This is a genomic window from Lentzea californiensis (assembly GCF_024648825.1).
GTDB lineage: Bacteria > Actinomycetota > Actinomycetes > Mycobacteriales > Pseudonocardiaceae > Lentzea > Lentzea californiensis.
Window position 1 is genome coordinate 516,225 of sequence record NZ_JANBBE010000005.1, and the last position, 16,481, is coordinate 532,705.

Genomic DNA, 16,481 nt, shown 5'->3' on the forward strand with positions numbered 1-16,481 from the left:
CGAAGCCTACTGGGCTGCGGGAGCGGTCAGGCGGCGATTCTGCCGAACAGGTGCGTGGCGGGGGCGTCCGGGTCGTCGCCGTAGAAGAACTCCGTGAGCGCCTGGTGGAACTCGGCGCGATCCAGTCCGCCCGAGCCGTTCTGGTCCAACGCGCTGAAGACCGCGGCACAGTCCTCGGACGACACGTTGCCGGCCAGGCTGAAGATCTCCTCGAACTCCTCCTGGTCGACCCTGTCGTCACCGTCGAGGTCGATCAGGTCGAAGTAGCAGTCGGCCACCGGTCCGACCTGCTGCGGGTACAGGGCGGGATCAGCCAGCGCCTGCCGGAACCCCTCGGTCATCTCCCGCAGGTCGACCTGCCCGTCACCGTCCCGGTCCATCGGCGCGATCACGTTGGCCCAGAACGCGTCCAGCCCTTCGGTCAGCCGGCGGGCGATCGCGGACTCCGGTGCGGCACCACGGGCCGCGATGTAGCGCTCGCCCATCAACCGGACGTCCAGGCGGGTGATCACCCCGTCGCCGTCGACGTCCGCGCCCTTGAACCACTGGCGATACTTGAGATCCTGAACTGCAGTCATGACCGCGCAACGTAATCAGGCCGGTAGGTGGGGGTCCAGCGGCGTGACCCGAAGGGGAAATCAGGTCATTCGTTCGGGTGGTGCCGATCACCGTGCCTTACTTCTGCCGGCGGAACGATGTTCGGTGGTGCGAAGGCGAGCACGTCGGGAAGGGAACCGTCGTAGCACTCGACGTCCACCAGCGCGCTGTGGGCACTCGGTCCTTGGGACAGGCGCGAGCACGGCCGGTCCGCGGTGAGGACGTTCGGGTTGCCGTGGCGGTCCATCGTCCCGCTCGTGCCCGGCTTGACCGGATCCCACCACGCTCCCGTGGACAGCTGTACGACGCCCGGCATGACGGCGTCCGACAGGATCGCACCCGCGAGACAGCTGCCTCGGTCGTTGTAGACCCGCACGATCATGCCGCTCTCGATGCCGCGCGCCGCGGCGTCCGACGGGTTGAGCGTCACCGGTTCGCGTCCACCGATCTTCGAACTGAGGCTGTGGCCGCCGTTGTCGTACTGGCTGTGCAGGCGTGAGGCGGGCTGGTTCGAGATCAGGTGCAGCGGGAACCGGTCCGCGAGATCGGCGTGCAGCCACTCCGCCGGTTCGAACCACTTCGGGTGCCCGGCACAGTCGTCGTAGCCGAACGAGTCGATCTCCTCGGAGAAGATCTCGATCCGGCCCGACGGCGTCGCCAGGGGAAAACGCTCCGGGTCTGAGCGGAGGTCCTCGAAGCTGCCGGGGAACGGCCCGGTCGACGCCGGCAGCTCAGCGGTGGAGCTCTGCCAGAAGTGGTCGAAGCTCGGCAGGGCGGCGTCGTCGCCGAGCGCGGCCCTCGTCTGCTCGTAGAGGTGCCGGACCCATTCGCTCTCGGAGCGCGACTCCGTGAACTCCTGCTCGAACCCGAGCCGGGAGGCCAAGGCGGCGAAGATGTCGTGGTCGGTGCGGGATTCGCCCGCCGGTTCGCGGACCTTCGGCATGGCGACGACGTGGGGGTCGGAGAACCCGGCGGCGAAGTCGTCGCGTTCGAGACTGGTGGCGACGGGGAGGACGATGTCCGCGAACTTGGCCGTCGTGTTCCACCACGCTTCGTGCACCACCACCGTGTCAGGGGCCTGCCAGGCGCGGGTCAACCGGTGCAGGTCCTGGTGGTGGTGGAACGGGTTGCCCCCGCACCAGTAGATCAGGCGCAGCTCCGGCAAGGTGAGGCGCTTGCCGTCGTAGTCGATGACCTCACCCGGACGCAGCAGGGTGTCGGCGATCCTCGCGACGGGGATGAAGTCCGCGACCGGGTTGGGAACCGCCGGAATCGTCGCCACGAAGGCGCGGTCCGGGGCGACGCCCGTCGCGTCCATCGTCGCGTACCCCGCACCCCAGCCGCATCCGGGCCGGCCCAGCGAGCCCGCCATGGCGGCCAGCACCACGGACATCCAGATCGGTTGTTCGCCGTGGTCCGCCCGCTGCACCGCGTAGTTGACCATGATGAGAGACCGTTGCGCGGTGAGGCGGCGAGCGAGGTCGATGATCGTGTCGCTGCTGATGCCCGAGATCTTCGCGGCCCAGCCGGCGTCCTTCGCGACGCCGTCGAGCTCGCCGGTCAGGTAGGAGGCGAAGCGGTCGAACCCGACGCAGCACCGGCGGAGGAAGTCCTCGTCGTGCCACCCGTTGACCAGCATCGTGTGTGCGATGCCGAGCATCACGGCCGTGTCGGTGTTGGGCACGACGGGCAGCCATTCGGCGTCGAGGAAGCCGGCGGCGTCGCTGCGGATGGGGCTGATGTTCACGAACCGCACCCCGGCCTCACGGCACCGGCGTTGCAGGTCCTCCGTCTGGTGCTTGGCCAGTCCGCCGGGGTTGATCTGGCTGTTCTTGAGGGCCAGCCCTCCGAACGCCACCACGAGCTCGCAGTTCTCGGCGATCTTGTCCCACATGGGCATCCGGCTCTGGTAGCTCCACGGATGACCGCCGATCACGTGCGGGAGGATGACCTCCAGAGCCGCGGTGCTGTAGGTGTTGCGGGAGTCGGTGTACCCGCCGCCCAGCGCGAGGAACCGGTGGAGTTGTCCCTGCGCGTGGTGGAACCTGCCCGCACTCGCCCAGCCGTAGGACCCGCCGAACACCGCGCTGTCCCCGTGCTGTGAACGGACTCGACGGAGTTCGTCGCTCACCAGCGTGATCGCGTGGTCCCAGCTCACCTCGACGAAGGTGTCCGAGCCTCTGGCCCTGTGGGACTCACCGTTCAGCCAGCCTTCGCGCACCGCGGGACGCAGGATGCGAGCGCTGTCGTCGGCGGCCGTCACCATTCCAGGGCCGATGGGCGATGGCACGGGGTCGTCGTGCCGCGGTTCGATCCGCACCAACCGGCCGGAATCCACTACGGCGACGAAACTTCCCCAGTGCGTCGCCACGGACACGCGTCGTTCCATCACACTCCACCTCTGAGAGTCCCTGATCTCGGACAACGGTCGCTCACGCCGCCGGGGTGATGTGTCGTCGCGGGGCCTGCCCTTCGCCTTCGGTCGAGGCCGACTTGCTCGAACATGGTGGCACGGAGAGGTCGTGGTTCTCCCGCCCCCGAAGCCGGCTTCACCAAGCCGGCCTAGCGCCTGCAGGCCGTTCCTTGTTCTGGGTCAGCTTCTGAACACCGCTGTTGACAAGGGAGTTCAGCACCTGATGGCTGTCCACGAGGTCTCGACTTCCGTCTACTTCGCGCGGTTCTACCTCGTGAGCTACCCGAAGCAGTTCGAGGAGGATCCCCGGCTGAAGCGGGGGCCGGAAGGAGAACTGGCTGTTTCCGCCAGGGACGGTCTCGGGCTGAACAGCGTCACCAGCGAACACCAGGCGCACGTCAGGCTCGAAGTGTTCGACAGCGCCGCCGACGTTCCACCGGAGCTGTTCGGCCGGCAACCGCTGTATTCGTTCACCAGCTCGTCGGACACGATCGCCCTCCTCGACAGCGAGAACCACCCAGCCCTCCAAGTGCCCGCGCCTGCCGCTGGGACGATCAGCTGCGTTGTGGCGTGCGAAGGGCGTGAGAGCACCTGCAACGCACGCCATCACGACCGGCGCGAGAACATCCGCGACATCGAACGCCGGCGCATCGCCATCTGGCCGGAACAGGCGCCGTGACCACACCGTCGCACCGGGCTGAGCACCGATGTCCCTCCAGAACGTGCGACGGCGAGGATGCGTCGAGCACGGGTTCCTGCCGCTCGACCTTATGGCCAATTGGTATGTACCACTTGGTGTGATCCGCGTCGTACGGTCTGCGCGCAATCACCCTGCACGCAAGGAGCGGACATGAACCGCAAGCTCATCGCAGCCGCCACGGCGGCGGCCACGGCGGTCGGACTGACCGTCGCGGTGGCGCTGACAACCAGCGCCACGGCTGCCAACACGGCTGACCCTGGCCTGCTGGCCGCAATGGCCCGTGACCTCGGCATCTCGTCGGAGCAGGCGCGTGAGCGCCTCGACGCCGAGAAGGCCGCAGGCCAGACCGACGCCGCGCTGAAGTCGCGCCTCGGCTCGGCGTACGCCGGATCCTGGTTGGACGGCACCGGCCACACCCTCACCGTCGCGGTCACCGACGAGGCTCTGGCGAGCGCGGTGCGCTCACGAGGTGCCGTCGCCACCACGGCGAAGTACAGCGCGTCCGCTCTGGACAGCGCCAAGATCAAGCTGGACGCCAAGGCCACCACCGCACCCGACGCCGTCCCCGGCTGGTACGTCGACGTGCGCACCAACAAGATCGTCGTGCTCGCCCGCGCCGGAGGCGAGGCGCAGGCCAAGGCGTGGACGGCCGAGGCAGGTCTGCGGGGCGACATCATCGCCTTCGAGGCCAGCACCGAGGACCCCAAGCCGCTGATCGACGTCGTCGGCGGCAACGCCTACGGCCTGCCCGGCGGCGGCCGCTGCTCCATCGGCTTCGCCGTCGAGGGCGGCTTCGTCACCGCGGGCCACTGCGGAGCCGCAGGCGGCCGCACGACCAACCCCGGCGGCACCATCCAGGGCAGCAGCTTCCCCGGCAACGACTACGCCTGGGTCCGCACCGACGCGGGCAACACCCCGCGTGCCCTGGTCAACCGCTACCCGGGCACCGTGCCGGTCGCGGGCTCCCAGGAGGCTCCGGTCGGCTCCTCGGTCTGCCGCTCCGGCTCCACCACCGGCTGGCGCTGCGGCACCATCCAGCAGAAGAACGCCTCGGTCAGCTACCCCGAAGGCACCATCACCGGCCTGACCCGCACCAACGCCTGCGCCGAGCCCGGTGACTCCGGCGGCTCGTGGCTGACCGGCGACCAGGCCCAGGGCGTCACCTCCGGCGGGTCCGGCAACTGCCAGTCCGGCGGCACCATCTACTTCCAGCCGCTGACCGAGATCCTGCAGGTCTACAACCTGCGCCTGATGACCACCGGCGGCCCGACCACGACCACCCAGCCGACCAGCACGACCACGACGACCACGACGCCCCCCGGCGGTGGCGGTTCGTGGGCCCCGTACACCAACTACGGCGACGGCGCCCAGGTCACCTACGGCGGCGCGTCCTACCGCGTCATCCAGCCGCACACGTCCGTTCCCGGATGGGAGCCGCCGAACACCCCTGCCCTCTGGCAGCGGCTCTGACGGCAGCACCTCACACCGGTCCCCGGCGGCTGTCCCCGCCGGGGGCGGGCAGGGAACGGCCCCGGTCACCTGTGCGGTGACCGGGGCCGTTGGAGGTTCAGTCGTGCTCTACCGCACGCTCGTGCGGTTGCGGCCGGCGACAGCCTCCGCGACGCCGATGAGCAGCACCGAGGCGATCACGGCGACGATGAAGCCCAGCACGTTGAGCTCGAAGATGTCTCCGGTGCCGAGCAGGTTGGCGATGACGCCGCCGATGACGGAGCCGACCAGCCCCAGCAGCAGCGTCGCCACGATGCCGAGGTTCTGCTTGCCGGGCTTGATCAGTCGGGCGAGTGCACCGATGATCAGGCCGGCGACGATGAACCCGATCACGTCAGCCTCCTGGTGTCGATTGCCTTCCTCGTCTTAGCTACCCCACCGTTTCCTCGCTCAACCGCGCCGCCGGCCGTGATCCAAGTCGCGCGTAGCCGCCGCAAAGGTGAATCTGCGTCGCCATCGCTGCTCGTCTAGCGCAGGTGCCCGCTGATGCGGTCGAACTCGGCCGCCATCTCCGGGGACGCGAGGAAGTCGTCCAGGCGCGCGGAGACCTCGTGGTCCACCGCCTCCAGCGACCGGATCGCCAGCTGCACCACGGTCTCGGGGTCGCGGTCGGCGAGGAAGCTCGCCCAGTGCTCCAGGGCCTCCAGTGCCCACAGCACCTGCGGGTCCATGTCGCCGTCGGACAGCGTGCCCTTGTCGATCGTGTCCAGCCACGCCCGAAGCCGGTCGGGAGTGCTGCCGGCCGGGTCCGTGCGCGCCTGCTCGAACGCCTGCCGGGCGTCGTCGTCGAACTCGGCTTCCGCCGCGTGTGCGAGGTCGTCGCCCGCGGTCAGCCGGACGACGGTCTCCGCGCCGAACCGGTGGCGCTTCTCGTCGCCGGCGGCCGTGACCAGTTCGCGGACGGCCTGCTCCACCTCGTCGTAGTGCACGGCGTCATCCAACCAGCCCGGCCCTTGTGCGCAACGGTGTCGACGGCCCTGCGTTCCGTGATCAACTGCGCGCCCGTGACCGGCCCCTTTCGGTAGCGTCGGTGGCGCGAAGTGATCTGACCCGGTCGAACCGCAGGCCGTGCGGGTGGGGGAGTTGGTTGGCGGATGTCCGATGAAGTGCTCCAGGTGCCGCTCCACAAGGAGCTCGACGCGTTGTTCGGCCAGCACACGGCGGCCGGGCACTCGCGGGCGTTGGTCTACGGCGTCACCGACCAGGACGGGCTGTCGCACGCGGCTGGTTTCGGAAGGGTCGACGAGCACGGCGGCGTTCCCGACGCGGACGTGGTCTTCCCGATCGCCTCGATGACGAAGAGCTTCATCGCCTGTGCCGTGCTGATCGCCCGCGACCAGGGCAGGCTGTCCCTGCACGATCCGATCACCAGGCACGTCCCCGAGTTCGTTGTCGCCGGTGGCCAGCGGGACGTCCCCACGATCGAGATGCTCCTGGGCATGTGCGGCGGCCTCACCGAGGACAACTCCTGGGTGGACCCGTTCATCAACACCCCCACCGAGGACCTCCTCGCCCAGGTGTCCAAGGGAGTCCGCCTCAGCCACCTGCCGGGCGCGGTCTTCGAGTACTCCAACCTCGGTTTCACGATCGCCGCCCTGGCCCTCAGCCGGGCGGTGGGCCGGCCCCTGGCGGAGTTCGTCACCGAGGAACTGCTGCGGCCGCTGGGCCTGACCTCGACGTTCTGCGACACCGCCGTGCCCGATCACCTCCCGCGCGCCGTCGGCTACTCGCTGGACCCGGAGGGGAACTGGGTCGCCTACCCACCGCAGACCTCGGACGCGTTCCTCGGCGCCGGTGGACTGGTGAGCACGGTGCGCGACCTCGCGCGGTGGATCACCTGGCTCGGCTCCGCGTTCCGGCCCGAGCGACCCGAGGACGACACCCCGGTGCTGAGCCGCTTGTCCCGGCGGGACCTGCAGCGCGTTCGCGTGTTCATGCCACCATCGCTGACCTTGGGCGGGATCGGGCAGCTCCGGTTGAGCTCCAGCGGATACGCCCTCGGCCTCGGGGTCGCGACCGACCTGCATCGCGGGACGGTCGTCTCCCACGGCGGCGGACTCCCCGGTTTCTGGCTCTACATGGCCTGGCACCCCGAATCGGGACACGGCGCGGTCGTCCTGACCAACGGCAACCGGGGCAATCCGGGCGGGCTCTGCGTCGAGGCGCTCGGACGCGTGCTGAACCACAACCAGGCCCACGCGACCACCGCCACGCTGTGGCCGGAAACGGTCGCGCTCCGCGCGCAGGCGGACTCGCTCATCCGGCAGTGGGACGACTCGCTGGCCGCACGGATCTTCGCCGAGAACATCGACTTCGACCGGCCGCTGTCGCAACGCCGCGCGGAACTCGACCGGCTCGTGGCCGAGGTCGGCCCTCTGCTCGACTCCCGACCGTCCTCCGTCGTCTCCGCCTCCACCGCCGCCGACGTCACCTGGTCGATCCCCGGTGAGCGCGGGGAGTTGCTGTGCATGATCCACCTGACTCCCGTGGAGCCGGCGCGCATCCAGGAGTTCGTCGTGAAAGCCGTTCCCGACGGCCGTCCGCGGACAGCCAGTTCCACGGACATCTCGCTGCAGCGCCGTTTCGGCGACGCCTACCTCACCCCGGCGGCGAACGTCCGGGTCCGGCTCCCGGGAGCTGACAGGGAGGAGTGAGGTGGATCCGAAGATTCGCAACGGCATGGTGGCCGTGTTCCTGATCAGTGCCGCCGGAGTGGCCACCCTGCTGCTCGAATGGCCCCTGATCATGCCGATCGTGCTGTTCCTGGGCGCATGTCTGGCGGGCGCGTACGTGGTGAGGCAGTCGCTGCGTCACCGCTGAGCAACGCTGGAGGTGTACCGATCGGGTACCTCACCATCAGGAGACTGTGGGCGCGCTGCGTCCCACGGCGGTGGGAAGGCGGATCGCGACCCAGAACGGCACGACCACCAGTGCCGCGGCCGCCCAGGCCAACGCGGGTGCCGCGGCGTCGAGCACCACTCCGCCCACCGCGGCACCCCCTGCCACCGCGCCGTTCCAGGCCGCGATGGTCAGCGACTGGGCTCGATCCGCGTCTCGTCCCGCGATCAGAGCCGTGACTGACTGGAACGCCGTGGGTGCGCCGCCGAACGCCAGGCCCCAGACCGCGCACGCCATCAGGGTTGTGGCCAGGTCGTCGGACACCGCCAGCAAGACCATGCCGACCGCGGTCAGCAACGGGCACCAGCCCAGCACACCACGGGGATTGCGGTCCACTGTGGATCCGACCGCGAGAATTCCGCCCACGGCAGCGACACCGAAGAGCAGAAGCGCCGTGGTCAGCAGGTCCTCCTGGTCCAACCGAGAGAGGACCGGACCTATGTAGGTGTAGAGCATGTTGTGTGCCAACGAGTACACGAACACCATGACCAGGATCTGGCGCAGCATCGGCAACGCATGTCGCGCCGGCCGGGCGGGCTCGGTCGTGACCGCCGGCACCACGAGCAGGATCCAGCACAGCAACGGCACCGCGATCGCCGCCATGACCGCGAACGACCAGCGCCAGCCGACCAGTTCACCGAGAGCCGTGCCGGCGGGCACTCCCGCCGCGAAGCCGATGGGCGTGCCCGCCATAGCGATCGCCAGCGCGCGTCCAGCCTGTCCCGGCGGCGCGATCCTCATCGCGTACACCGCCACCAGCGACCACATCACACCGGTGATGGCGCCGGAGATCACGCGTGCGCCCAGGACGACACCGTAACCAGTGGATACCGCGATCGCGAGGTTCGTCACGACGAACCCGAGCACCAGCGCCACGAGCACGCGCTTGCGGGGCAGTCGGGACGTCAGCGCGGTCAACGGGATCGCGGTGACCGCGGTGGTGACCGCGTAGACGGTGACGAGCTGTCCGGCGGCGGACGGCGACACCCGCAGCTCCTCGGAGATGCCCAGGAGCAGCCCCGCGGGCAGCACCTCGGAAAGACAGCCGAGCAGCACCGTCAGGGTCAGTGCGAGCAGCGCCCGCCACGGCAGCCTGTTCTGGGACAAGGGGTTCCTCTCGCGTGGGAGCCGCCCCGGCACGGGAGCAGGACACCCGTGCCGGGGCGGCGGACCGGGGTCAGCCCTTGGCCAGCTGGGCGTCGATCCACGTCCGCAGCGCGGTCTCGCCCTTGAACCCGATCATGCGGGAGCCCGGGAGCTCCGCCGTGTTGCGCACCGGCACCAGCGTGGGCAGGTACTGGATGCGGTAGCGGGAGGAGAGGTCGCGGCTGACGTCCACGTCGACCTCACCGAGCAGGAACCGGCCGCCGTACTCCGCGGCGAGCTTCTCGATCACCGGCTTGAGCTGACGGCAGGGCGGGCACCAGGTGGCGCCGAAGTCGAGGACGACCAGCCTGGTCTTGGACTCCTCCATCACCTGCTGGTAGTTCGCGGACGTCACCTTGACGACGTTCTCCGCGCTGATCTGGATGGTCGAGCCGGCCACCGGAGCGGCCTGGGCCGCCGCGGGCAACACCGTCGAGGCCACGAGCGCCACGACGGCGACGCCCGCGCGCAGCCAGTTCTTGAGCAGGGACATCAGAACTCCTTGGTAGGCAGGGGAAGTACAGGCACCCGTGGGCGCTCAGCCGGAGGTCGTGGCGAGGCCGGCACCGACCCAGTCCTCGATGCCCTCGCGGTATTTGCGCACGTTCGAGTAACCCAGTCGAAGCAGCCGGGACCCCACGAGCTCGCTGTTGCGACAGGGCACGTTGGCGCAGTAGACGACGATCTCGGCGGCCTTGTCCGGCAGGACGTCGGGTGCGTGCCGGTCGGTGAGCTCGGCCGCCTGCTCGTAGGGGAATCCGGGGATGTTCACCGCGCCGGGCAGGTGTTCCCTCTCGTAGTAGCCCGCGGGCATGGTGTCGACCACCACCAGCGTGCCCGCGTCGATTCCTTTTCGGAGTTCCTCTCGGGAGATCAACGGCAACATCGGAGCGATCCCTTTCCGGCACGGTTCGCGCGGTGTTTCGCGCCGATTCCGAGTGTGGCCGGGTCAGGGGTTCACGCCCACTGCCAGCGCGCTATGCCACGCCGTTATCGAGCCATTCGCGATAGCGGTCGTTCTGCGCGACGAGCCGTTCGTAAACGGTCACGGCGGCGAGGTGCACGGCAGCGAACCGGTCACCGAGCGGGTGGTCCGCGCGCCAGAGCAGGACGTGCTGCACCTTCATGGGGTCACCGGCCAGCGGCCGGATCACCATGCCGGGAGGTTCGGGCGTGGTCGGCTGGACCAGGCACACCCCGTGCTCGCCGGACACCAGGCGGTGCCTCAGCGCGTCGACGTCGTGCGCGATGCGTGGGGTGAACCCGTGCGCCAGGCACATCTCGCGGAACACGACCCGGCAGCCGTCGCCGCAGCTGGACACGATCCACTGCTCCTGCGCCAGGTCGCCCAGCTCGACGACGGGCGAGGCGGCCAGCGGGTGGCGCGCCGGCAGCGCCACGAACGAGGGCTCGACGACCACCCGCTCGGCGCGCACGCCGTCCGGCACGGCCAGCGTCCGCGGACCGCAGATCATCGCCACCGCGAGGTCGACGCACCCGCCGGCGACCTGCGTGACCAGCCTGCTGTGCGACAGGTCCGCGCGGCTGGTGAGCTCGTGGCCGGGCAGCAGCCGCTCGACGCACCCGAACAGGCCGGGCACGAGGCTGCTGTCGTTCCAGCCGATCCGCAGGCCGCCGGGGGACGGCTGCTGCAGGCGGAAGTCCCGGTCCAGCTCGTCGAACGCCGGGATGATCGCCGCGGCGCGGGCGAGCACCAGCTCTCCGATCCGGGTCGGGCGCACGCCGCGCGGGCCGCGGTCGAAGAGCCGTTCACCCACCAGCTGCTCGATGCGGCGCAGCTGGTGGCTGAGGGCGGGCTGGGCCAGTCGCAGCTCGCCGGCCGCCCGGTTGAGGCTGCCCGCTCGTGCGATGGCGACGAGCACCCGCAGATGGCGGACCTGGAGCTCCATGTCACTCATCAGACACGCCTGGCCGCACGCTGTCAGCAGTTCGGCGCCGAACGGAGCAGGACGTTCGGGCGTTGGACGCATAAGGCGACGGCATGACCTTCCGGCAGTACCCACCGGTTCCGCATCTGCCGATAGTGGTCGAATCCGGATTTCCCTGCCCCTGTGAATAAACCTTTCGGAGCCGACGGTGTTGCTGACAACTCCGCTGACCGAGCACTGTGCCGCCCCTTTGCGGAGCGGCAGGCACGTGTGCATCGGTGTGAGCCCGTTCAACAGTTATTTCTCGGTGGAACGAATCACCGCACTCGCCCGCTGGGCGATGCGGGAATTCGAGCGCTTCCATTTCTTCGTGCCCGACCACGCGGCCGTGTACACGCTGGAGGCACTCGGCTACGAACCCGGCCGTGCGCAGCGCAAGGCCGGACGGCAGGGCCAGTACGTGGTGAACAAGATCTGCCGCGCCCTGCGCGACGTCGGCGTGCCGGAGCCGGAGGAGCACCTGCTCGACGGCGCGACGCTGGCCCGCAACGACAGGTACCGGGAGCTGCTGCGCGACGCGGGTGCGTGGTTCATGACCGACGACGCCTTCGCCGCGGAGTGCCTGGAGGCCACGCGCTGGGTGCTCGACCGCCGTCTGCCCGACGGCCAGGCGCCCACCGAGGACCAGCTGCGGTGCGCCGTCCGGTACTTCCTCGCGGAACTGCCGATGTTCATCGACACACCGGCGATCGCGGGCGTCGACAGCTCCGTGTTCGCCTACCACCAGAGGGTGGCGTTCCTGGAACGCCTGTACGCCAGGGAACTGGCCTGGCTGCCGAACCCCGCACAGGGTTTCGTCGTCCTGACGCCTCGTGAAGAGGCGGCCTGACGGTGGCACACGACGACTATTCGCTGAGCAGGCTGCCTCTCGAGGCCCGGAGGTCGTGGGTCTCCGTTGCCGTGCAACGGTTCGGGCAGGTCTCGGCGTTCCACCAGTTCCTCCTCGGCGCCACGCTCGGCCTCGGGATGACGTTCTGGAACGCGGTCCTCGCGATCACGCTCGGGTCGGTGATGCTCGAGGTCGTCACGATCCTGATGGGGATCGCGGGCGTGCGGGAGAACGTGTCGACGTCGGTGCTGGCCCGCTGGTCCGGGTTCGGGGCACGCGGTTCCGCGCTGGTCGGCCTGCTCGTGACGCTCAGCCTCGCCTGCTGGTTCGGCGTGCAGAACGACGTGTTCGCGCACGGCCTGCACCGGCTGATGGGCGGCCCGCCGGTCTGGGCGTGGGCGGTGCTCGGCGGCCTCGTGGTGACCGTGATCGTCGTGGCGGGCTTCCACACCATGGCGTGGACGGCCTACCTCACCGTTCCCGCGTTCCTGCTGCTGACCGGCTGGACGATCGTCTCCGAGCTGCACCGGCACGACCTCTCGGACCTGGTCGGCACGACCCCGCCCGGCCCGGCGCTGAGCCTCGCCCAGGGCACCACGCTGGTCGCGGGCGCGTTCATCATGGGCGCCGTCATGACCCCCGACATGACGAGGTTCAACCGGCGTCCCTCCGACGTCGTGAAGCAGACGCTGATCAGCGTCACCCTCGGCGAGTACCTGATCGGCCTGACCGGAGTGCTGCTCGCGCACGCCGCCGGCAGCGCCGACGTGGTCGGCATGATCATGTCCAGCTCGGGCGTGGTCGGCACGCTGATCATGATCACGGCGATCCTGAAGATCAACGACTGGAACCTCTACTCGGCGTCCCTCGGCCTGGTGAACACCGTCGACGTGCTGCTGGGCCGCAGGATCAGCCGATCGATCGCGACGCTGTGCCTGGGCGGCCTGGGCACGGTGCTGTCCGCCTTGGGCATCCTCGACCACTTCACGGTGTTCCTCACCTGGGTCGGGGTGATCACACCACCGGTCGCGGGCATCATGATCGCCGAGTACTTCGTGGTGCGCACGTGGCGCGCGGAGCTGGACTCCTCGCGCGTGAGAGGAGAGCTGCCGGCCGTTCCGCCGGACTGGGTCCCGGCCTCGCTGGTGTGCTGGGCGGCCGGAACCGCGGTCGGTTTCCTGGTGCCGTTCGGCATTCCGACGATCAACTCCGTGGTGGTCGCGTTCGCGTTGTACGCTGCGATCGGAAGGGCGGCCGGGATCATGCGGCCGGCCCCGCGATCCCGGGTCGACACTCACCGCTGATGGGGAAGTGACGGCATGGAACTCGACGTCCACCACCTGAAGCTCGTGCGGGCGATCGGCGAGACTGGCAGCCTGTCCGAAGCGGCGGTGCGGCTCGGGATCAGCCAGCCCGCCGTCAGCGGCAACCTCAAGCGCCTCGAGAACGCGTTGGGACAACGGCTGTTCGACCGCGGCTCCAGCACCGCGCCGGTCGTGCCGACACCCACCGGTGAACTGCTGCTCGACCGGATCAGCGCGGTGCTGCCGATGATGGAGGGGCTGGCGCGGGACATCGAGGTCCGCACCAGCCCGTCCGAGCTCGTGCGGGTGGGCGGGGTGTGCTCACCGGTCCTGTGCCACCTGCCCGCGATCGTCGACAGCCACCGGCCGCACGGGCCGTCCGCGTCGTTGTTCGACAGCGAATGCCGGGACCTCGTCGTGGACATGGTGGTGCAGCGACGGCTGGAAGTGGGCGTGGTCAAGGACTACCCGGGGTTCGAGGCGGTCGCGCCCGCGTCGGTGGACTTCGCGGTGGTGGCGCACGACCGGACGCTGGTGCTGCTGCGCGAGGACCATCCGCTGGCCCGGCACAAGGTGATCGGCCTGGAACAGCTGGCCGGCGAGCCGTGGGTGCTGCCCCCGCCCGACTCGACGCGTTTCCACGAGTACTTCCACAGGTCCTGCCGCCGCAAGGGTTTCACCCCTCGGGTGCAGTACGTCTCGGAGTCGTTCGGGATGACCGTGGCCGCGGTGCGCAACGGCGCCGTCGGGTTGTCGCAGGCCGCGTGCGAGGGGCACCTGCAGGTCGCCGCCCGGCTGCTCGCGGACGACGCGCTGTCGCGCAGGTTCCTGCTCGTGTGGCACCGGGAGAGCGACTTCGCGCGGGTGGCGGGCGACGTCCTCGGGGACGCCGCGCTGGCCTACCGGCTCGAGTGCGAGGCCTCGCCGGTCTACTCCCGTTACCTGGCTTGACGAAGCGGTGTGCCCCTCCGGAACCGGAGGAGCACACCGCCGCCGGAACCGTCAGCGGAGCTCCGCCGGTGGCAGGGTCGTCCCGTGAACCCAGGCCTCGTGGAACGCTGTGAGGTCCTTGTCCGCCACCGCCGCCGTGTAGAGCTCCCAGTCGTACCAGCCCTGGTTCAGCTGCGTCGCGATCTCCGGGTAGTCCCGCAACACCGTGAAGAACTTGTCGTCACCGATGTGCTTGCGCAGCGCGTGCACCATCAACACGCCCTTGTCGGCGACGGAGAACTCCCGTCCCGCACCGGGATCGGCCAGCTCGCGACCCCAGAACCGGGCGTCGGCGCCCGCCCGGCGCAGGGCGTCCTGGTAACGCTGCTCGACGGCAGGCCCGCCGTTCGCCTCGTTCCACAACCACATCACGTACCGGGCGAACGACTCGACCATCGGCTGGTCCTTCCACATCTTGATGGCGAGCTGGTTGCCCCACCACTGCGATGCAAGGCCCTGCACCAACGCCGCCTGGTCCGCGGCGGCACCGTGCACCGGTCGTCCCTGCGAAGGATGCGAGTAGCCCACCCAGTCGGGCAGGTACACGCCACCCGTGGCCGGAAGGGGATGAGGGCCCAGCTTGCCGGTCAGGAACTCCATCACCGCGGGCAGCTTCTGGGCGAGCGTCGTGTCGGAGCCGGGCGCGAACGCGTCCAGCACGGAGGTGCCGCCGGGCAGCGTGGACTCGCGGACGGTGAACCGGTCGATGGCGATCATCGTGCCGGAAGGCGTGACCGGGACCTCCTCCGCCCAGCTGTGGGTTCCTTCGTGGACGGCCTCGCGCACTCCGGTCGACACCACGCTCCACCCGGCGGGAACCGTGGCGTTGAGGTGGAAGGTCGCCCTGTCCGCCGAGGTGTCGTTGACCGGGAACCACGTAACGGCGGAATGGGGTGCACCGGCCGCGAGCGCACCACCCGACCGCGTCGTGCGCCAGCCGGTGGCGCCCCGGCCGGGGACGTACTCCGGCTGGGGGCGGCCGCAGTAGACGACCTCCACGGTGAAGGACGTGTCCGCCGCCAGTTCGGTGGCGGGCGTGATCACCAGCTCGTGGACTTTCGCCCGGACGAACGACGCGGGCACACCGTTGACCTTCACCGCGGTCACGGTGAGGCCGCGCAGGTCCAGGTTGAACCGGCTGAGACGTTGCGTGGTGGTGGCGGTGACCAGGGCCTTGGCGTTGAGGAAACGCAAGACCGGGTCGTAGGACAGGTCGACGGTGTAGTCGCCGACGTCGTAACCACCGTTGCCGTCGGTGGGGTAGTAGGGGTCGACGCCGAGCACGACACCGTTGGGTGCGACGTGCACGTAACCGTCGGAGCCGATCGTGTCGTCGGCGTGCGCCACAGCCGGGGTCAGGAGTGAACAGCACAGCGACAGACCGAAGAGCGACAGGGAGTGTGTTCGTCGATTCCGCACAGCCATTGGGAGACCTCTCAGGACAGTGGCAGGGGTCCGTCCAGTCTGTGCGCGCGGGGTTCGGTCGTACCAATGTCAGTTCTTCATGCCCGTGCGTTATCCGGCGCGGTGTCCACCGGCGGATGAACAGAGCACAGGAACTCCGTCACCGGGAGTGCCTCAACCCGGACCGCGATCACTCGCTCGTGTTAACAAAACGACGTCCGGTTTTCCCTTTCTGGGCGGGGGTAGCTGGTTTCCAGGACCATCGATCCATCTGGAGGTAGCCGATGTCGTCCCGAACACGTGCTCGTCGGCGCGTCGCAGGCGTTGCTGCGATCGCGGTGGTCGTGAGCGTTCTGGTTCCGGTGACCGCTCACGCGCAGGAAGGTTCGGAGGACCACGCCGCGGGGTCGCAGATCGCCAAGCACGAAGGCACCGGCGAGATGCTCATGACACCACCGGATCTCGGCGCCGGCAACGTGGGCAGGGTGGACGGCATCGACGTCAGCAGCCACCAGGGCAACGTCGACTGGGGACACTGGTGGCGTTCGGGCAAGCGGTTCGTCTACATCAAAGCGACCGAGGGCACCACCTACCGCAACCCCAACTTCACCCAGCAGTACAACGGTTCCGCGGCCGTCGGCATGATCAGGGGCTCCTACCACTTCGCGCTGCCGAACCGTTCCGACGGCGCGACGCAGGCACGGTTCTTCGTGCAGAACGGCGGCGGCTGGTCCCGTGACGG

General features: G+C 69.4%; 17 protein-coding genes. 8 read left to right on the top strand and 9 right to left on the bottom strand.

Annotated features, from left to right (window positions below; genetic code table 11):
- Positions 1-26 precede the first annotated feature (26 nt).
- Positions 27-578, bottom strand: a complete 552-nt coding sequence (locus tag LX88_RS21885) for an EF-hand domain-containing protein (RefSeq protein WP_258949651.1) — start codon at positions 576-578, stop codon at positions 27-29.
- A gap of 65 nt (positions 579-643) precedes the next feature.
- A complete protein-coding gene (locus tag LX88_RS21890) occupies positions 644-2,986 on the bottom strand; it encodes a molybdopterin-dependent oxidoreductase (RefSeq protein ID WP_258949652.1) in 2,343 nt (780 codons plus the stop codon).
- A 298-nt stretch (positions 2,987-3,284) separates the two neighbouring features.
- On the opposite strand from LX88_RS21890, the gene LX88_RS21895 reads away from it, so the two are divergent.
- Both LX88_RS21895 and LX88_RS21900 read left to right on the top strand, forming a co-directional pair.
- Positions 3,285-3,689: a hypothetical protein gene (locus LX88_RS21895; protein ID WP_258949653.1), complete on the top strand. Its 405-nt coding sequence runs from the start codon at positions 3,285-3,287 to the stop codon at positions 3,687-3,689.
- Between the two features lie 171 nt (positions 3,690-3,860).
- Positions 3,861-5,180: an alpha-lytic protease prodomain-containing protein gene (locus tag LX88_RS21900; RefSeq protein WP_258949654.1), complete on the top strand. Its 1,320-nt coding sequence runs from the start codon at positions 3,861-3,863 to the stop codon at positions 5,178-5,180.
- Positions 5,181-5,288: 108 nt separating this feature from the next.
- On the opposite strand, the gene LX88_RS21905 is transcribed toward LX88_RS21900, so the two are convergent.
- Together LX88_RS21905 and LX88_RS21910 are read right to left on the bottom strand one after the other, a co-directional pair.
- Positions 5,289-5,552, bottom strand: a complete 264-nt coding sequence (locus LX88_RS21905) for a GlsB/YeaQ/YmgE family stress response membrane protein (protein WP_258949655.1) — start codon at positions 5,550-5,552, stop codon at positions 5,289-5,291.
- A gap of 134 nt (positions 5,553-5,686) precedes the next feature.
- Entirely contained in the window at positions 5,687-6,148 is a 462-nt protein-coding gene (locus LX88_RS21910) for a hypothetical protein (protein ID WP_258949656.1), read from the bottom strand.
- 165 nt (positions 6,149-6,313) lie between these two features.
- Here LX88_RS21910 and LX88_RS21915 point away from each other — a divergent pair, with 165 nt between their 5' ends.
- Positions 6,314-7,873, top strand: a complete 1,560-nt coding sequence (locus tag LX88_RS21915; protein ID WP_258949657.1) for a serine hydrolase domain-containing protein — start codon at positions 6,314-6,316, stop codon at positions 7,871-7,873.
- A 1-nt stretch (position 7,874) separates the two neighbouring features.
- Positions 7,875-8,039, top strand: coding sequence for a hypothetical protein (locus LX88_RS21920; protein WP_258949658.1), 165 nt, complete (start codon positions 7,875-7,877; stop codon positions 8,037-8,039).
- Positions 8,040-8,075: 36 nt separating this feature from the next.
- Here the strand turns inward: LX88_RS21920 and LX88_RS21925 are convergent, their stop codons facing one another.
- From LX88_RS21925 to LX88_RS21940, 4 genes are all read right to left on the bottom strand, one after another.
- Positions 8,076-9,224 (bottom strand): MFS transporter, encoded by a 1,149-nt coding sequence (locus tag LX88_RS21925; RefSeq protein ID WP_258949659.1) that lies wholly within the window; start codon positions 9,222-9,224, stop codon positions 8,076-8,078.
- Between the two features lie 70 nt (positions 9,225-9,294).
- Entirely contained in the window at positions 9,295-9,756 is a 462-nt protein-coding gene (locus LX88_RS21930; RefSeq protein ID WP_258949660.1) for a thioredoxin family protein, read from the bottom strand.
- 45 nt (positions 9,757-9,801) lie between these two features.
- Complete coding sequence (locus tag LX88_RS21935; protein ID WP_258949661.1) at positions 9,802-10,149, bottom strand: rhodanese-like domain-containing protein; 348 nt, start codon at positions 10,147-10,149, stop codon at positions 9,802-9,804.
- A 91-nt stretch (positions 10,150-10,240) separates the two neighbouring features.
- Positions 10,241-11,173, bottom strand: coding sequence for a LysR family transcriptional regulator (locus LX88_RS21940; RefSeq protein WP_258949662.1), 933 nt, complete (start codon positions 11,171-11,173; stop codon positions 10,241-10,243).
- 187 nt (positions 11,174-11,360) lie between these two features.
- Between LX88_RS21940 and LX88_RS21945 the strand changes: the two genes are divergently transcribed.
- Genes LX88_RS21945 through LX88_RS21955 form a run of 3 tightly spaced genes read left to right on the top strand, consistent with a single transcriptional unit; the run spans position 11,361 to position 14,296 of the window.
- Positions 11,361-12,041, top strand: a complete 681-nt coding sequence (locus tag LX88_RS21945; protein WP_258949663.1) for a tRNA-dependent cyclodipeptide synthase — start codon at positions 11,361-11,363, stop codon at positions 12,039-12,041.
- Between the two features lie 2 nt (positions 12,042-12,043).
- Positions 12,044-13,345: a purine-cytosine permease family protein gene (locus LX88_RS21950; protein WP_258949664.1), complete on the top strand. Its 1,302-nt coding sequence runs from the start codon at positions 12,044-12,046 to the stop codon at positions 13,343-13,345.
- Positions 13,346-13,360: 15 nt separating this feature from the next.
- A complete protein-coding gene (locus LX88_RS21955) occupies positions 13,361-14,296 on the top strand; it encodes a LysR family transcriptional regulator (RefSeq protein ID WP_258949665.1) in 936 nt (311 codons plus the stop codon).
- Positions 14,297-14,347: 51 nt separating this feature from the next.
- Here the strand turns inward: LX88_RS21955 and LX88_RS21960 are convergent, their stop codons facing one another.
- Entirely contained in the window at positions 14,348-15,760 is a 1,413-nt protein-coding gene (locus tag LX88_RS21960; protein WP_258949666.1) for a gluzincin family metallopeptidase, read from the bottom strand.
- 323 nt (positions 15,761-16,083) lie between these two features.
- Here LX88_RS21960 and LX88_RS21965 point away from each other — a divergent pair.
- On the top strand, positions 16,084-16,481 hold a 398-nt coding region (locus tag LX88_RS21965; protein ID WP_308203453.1), incomplete at its 3' end, for a GH25 family lysozyme.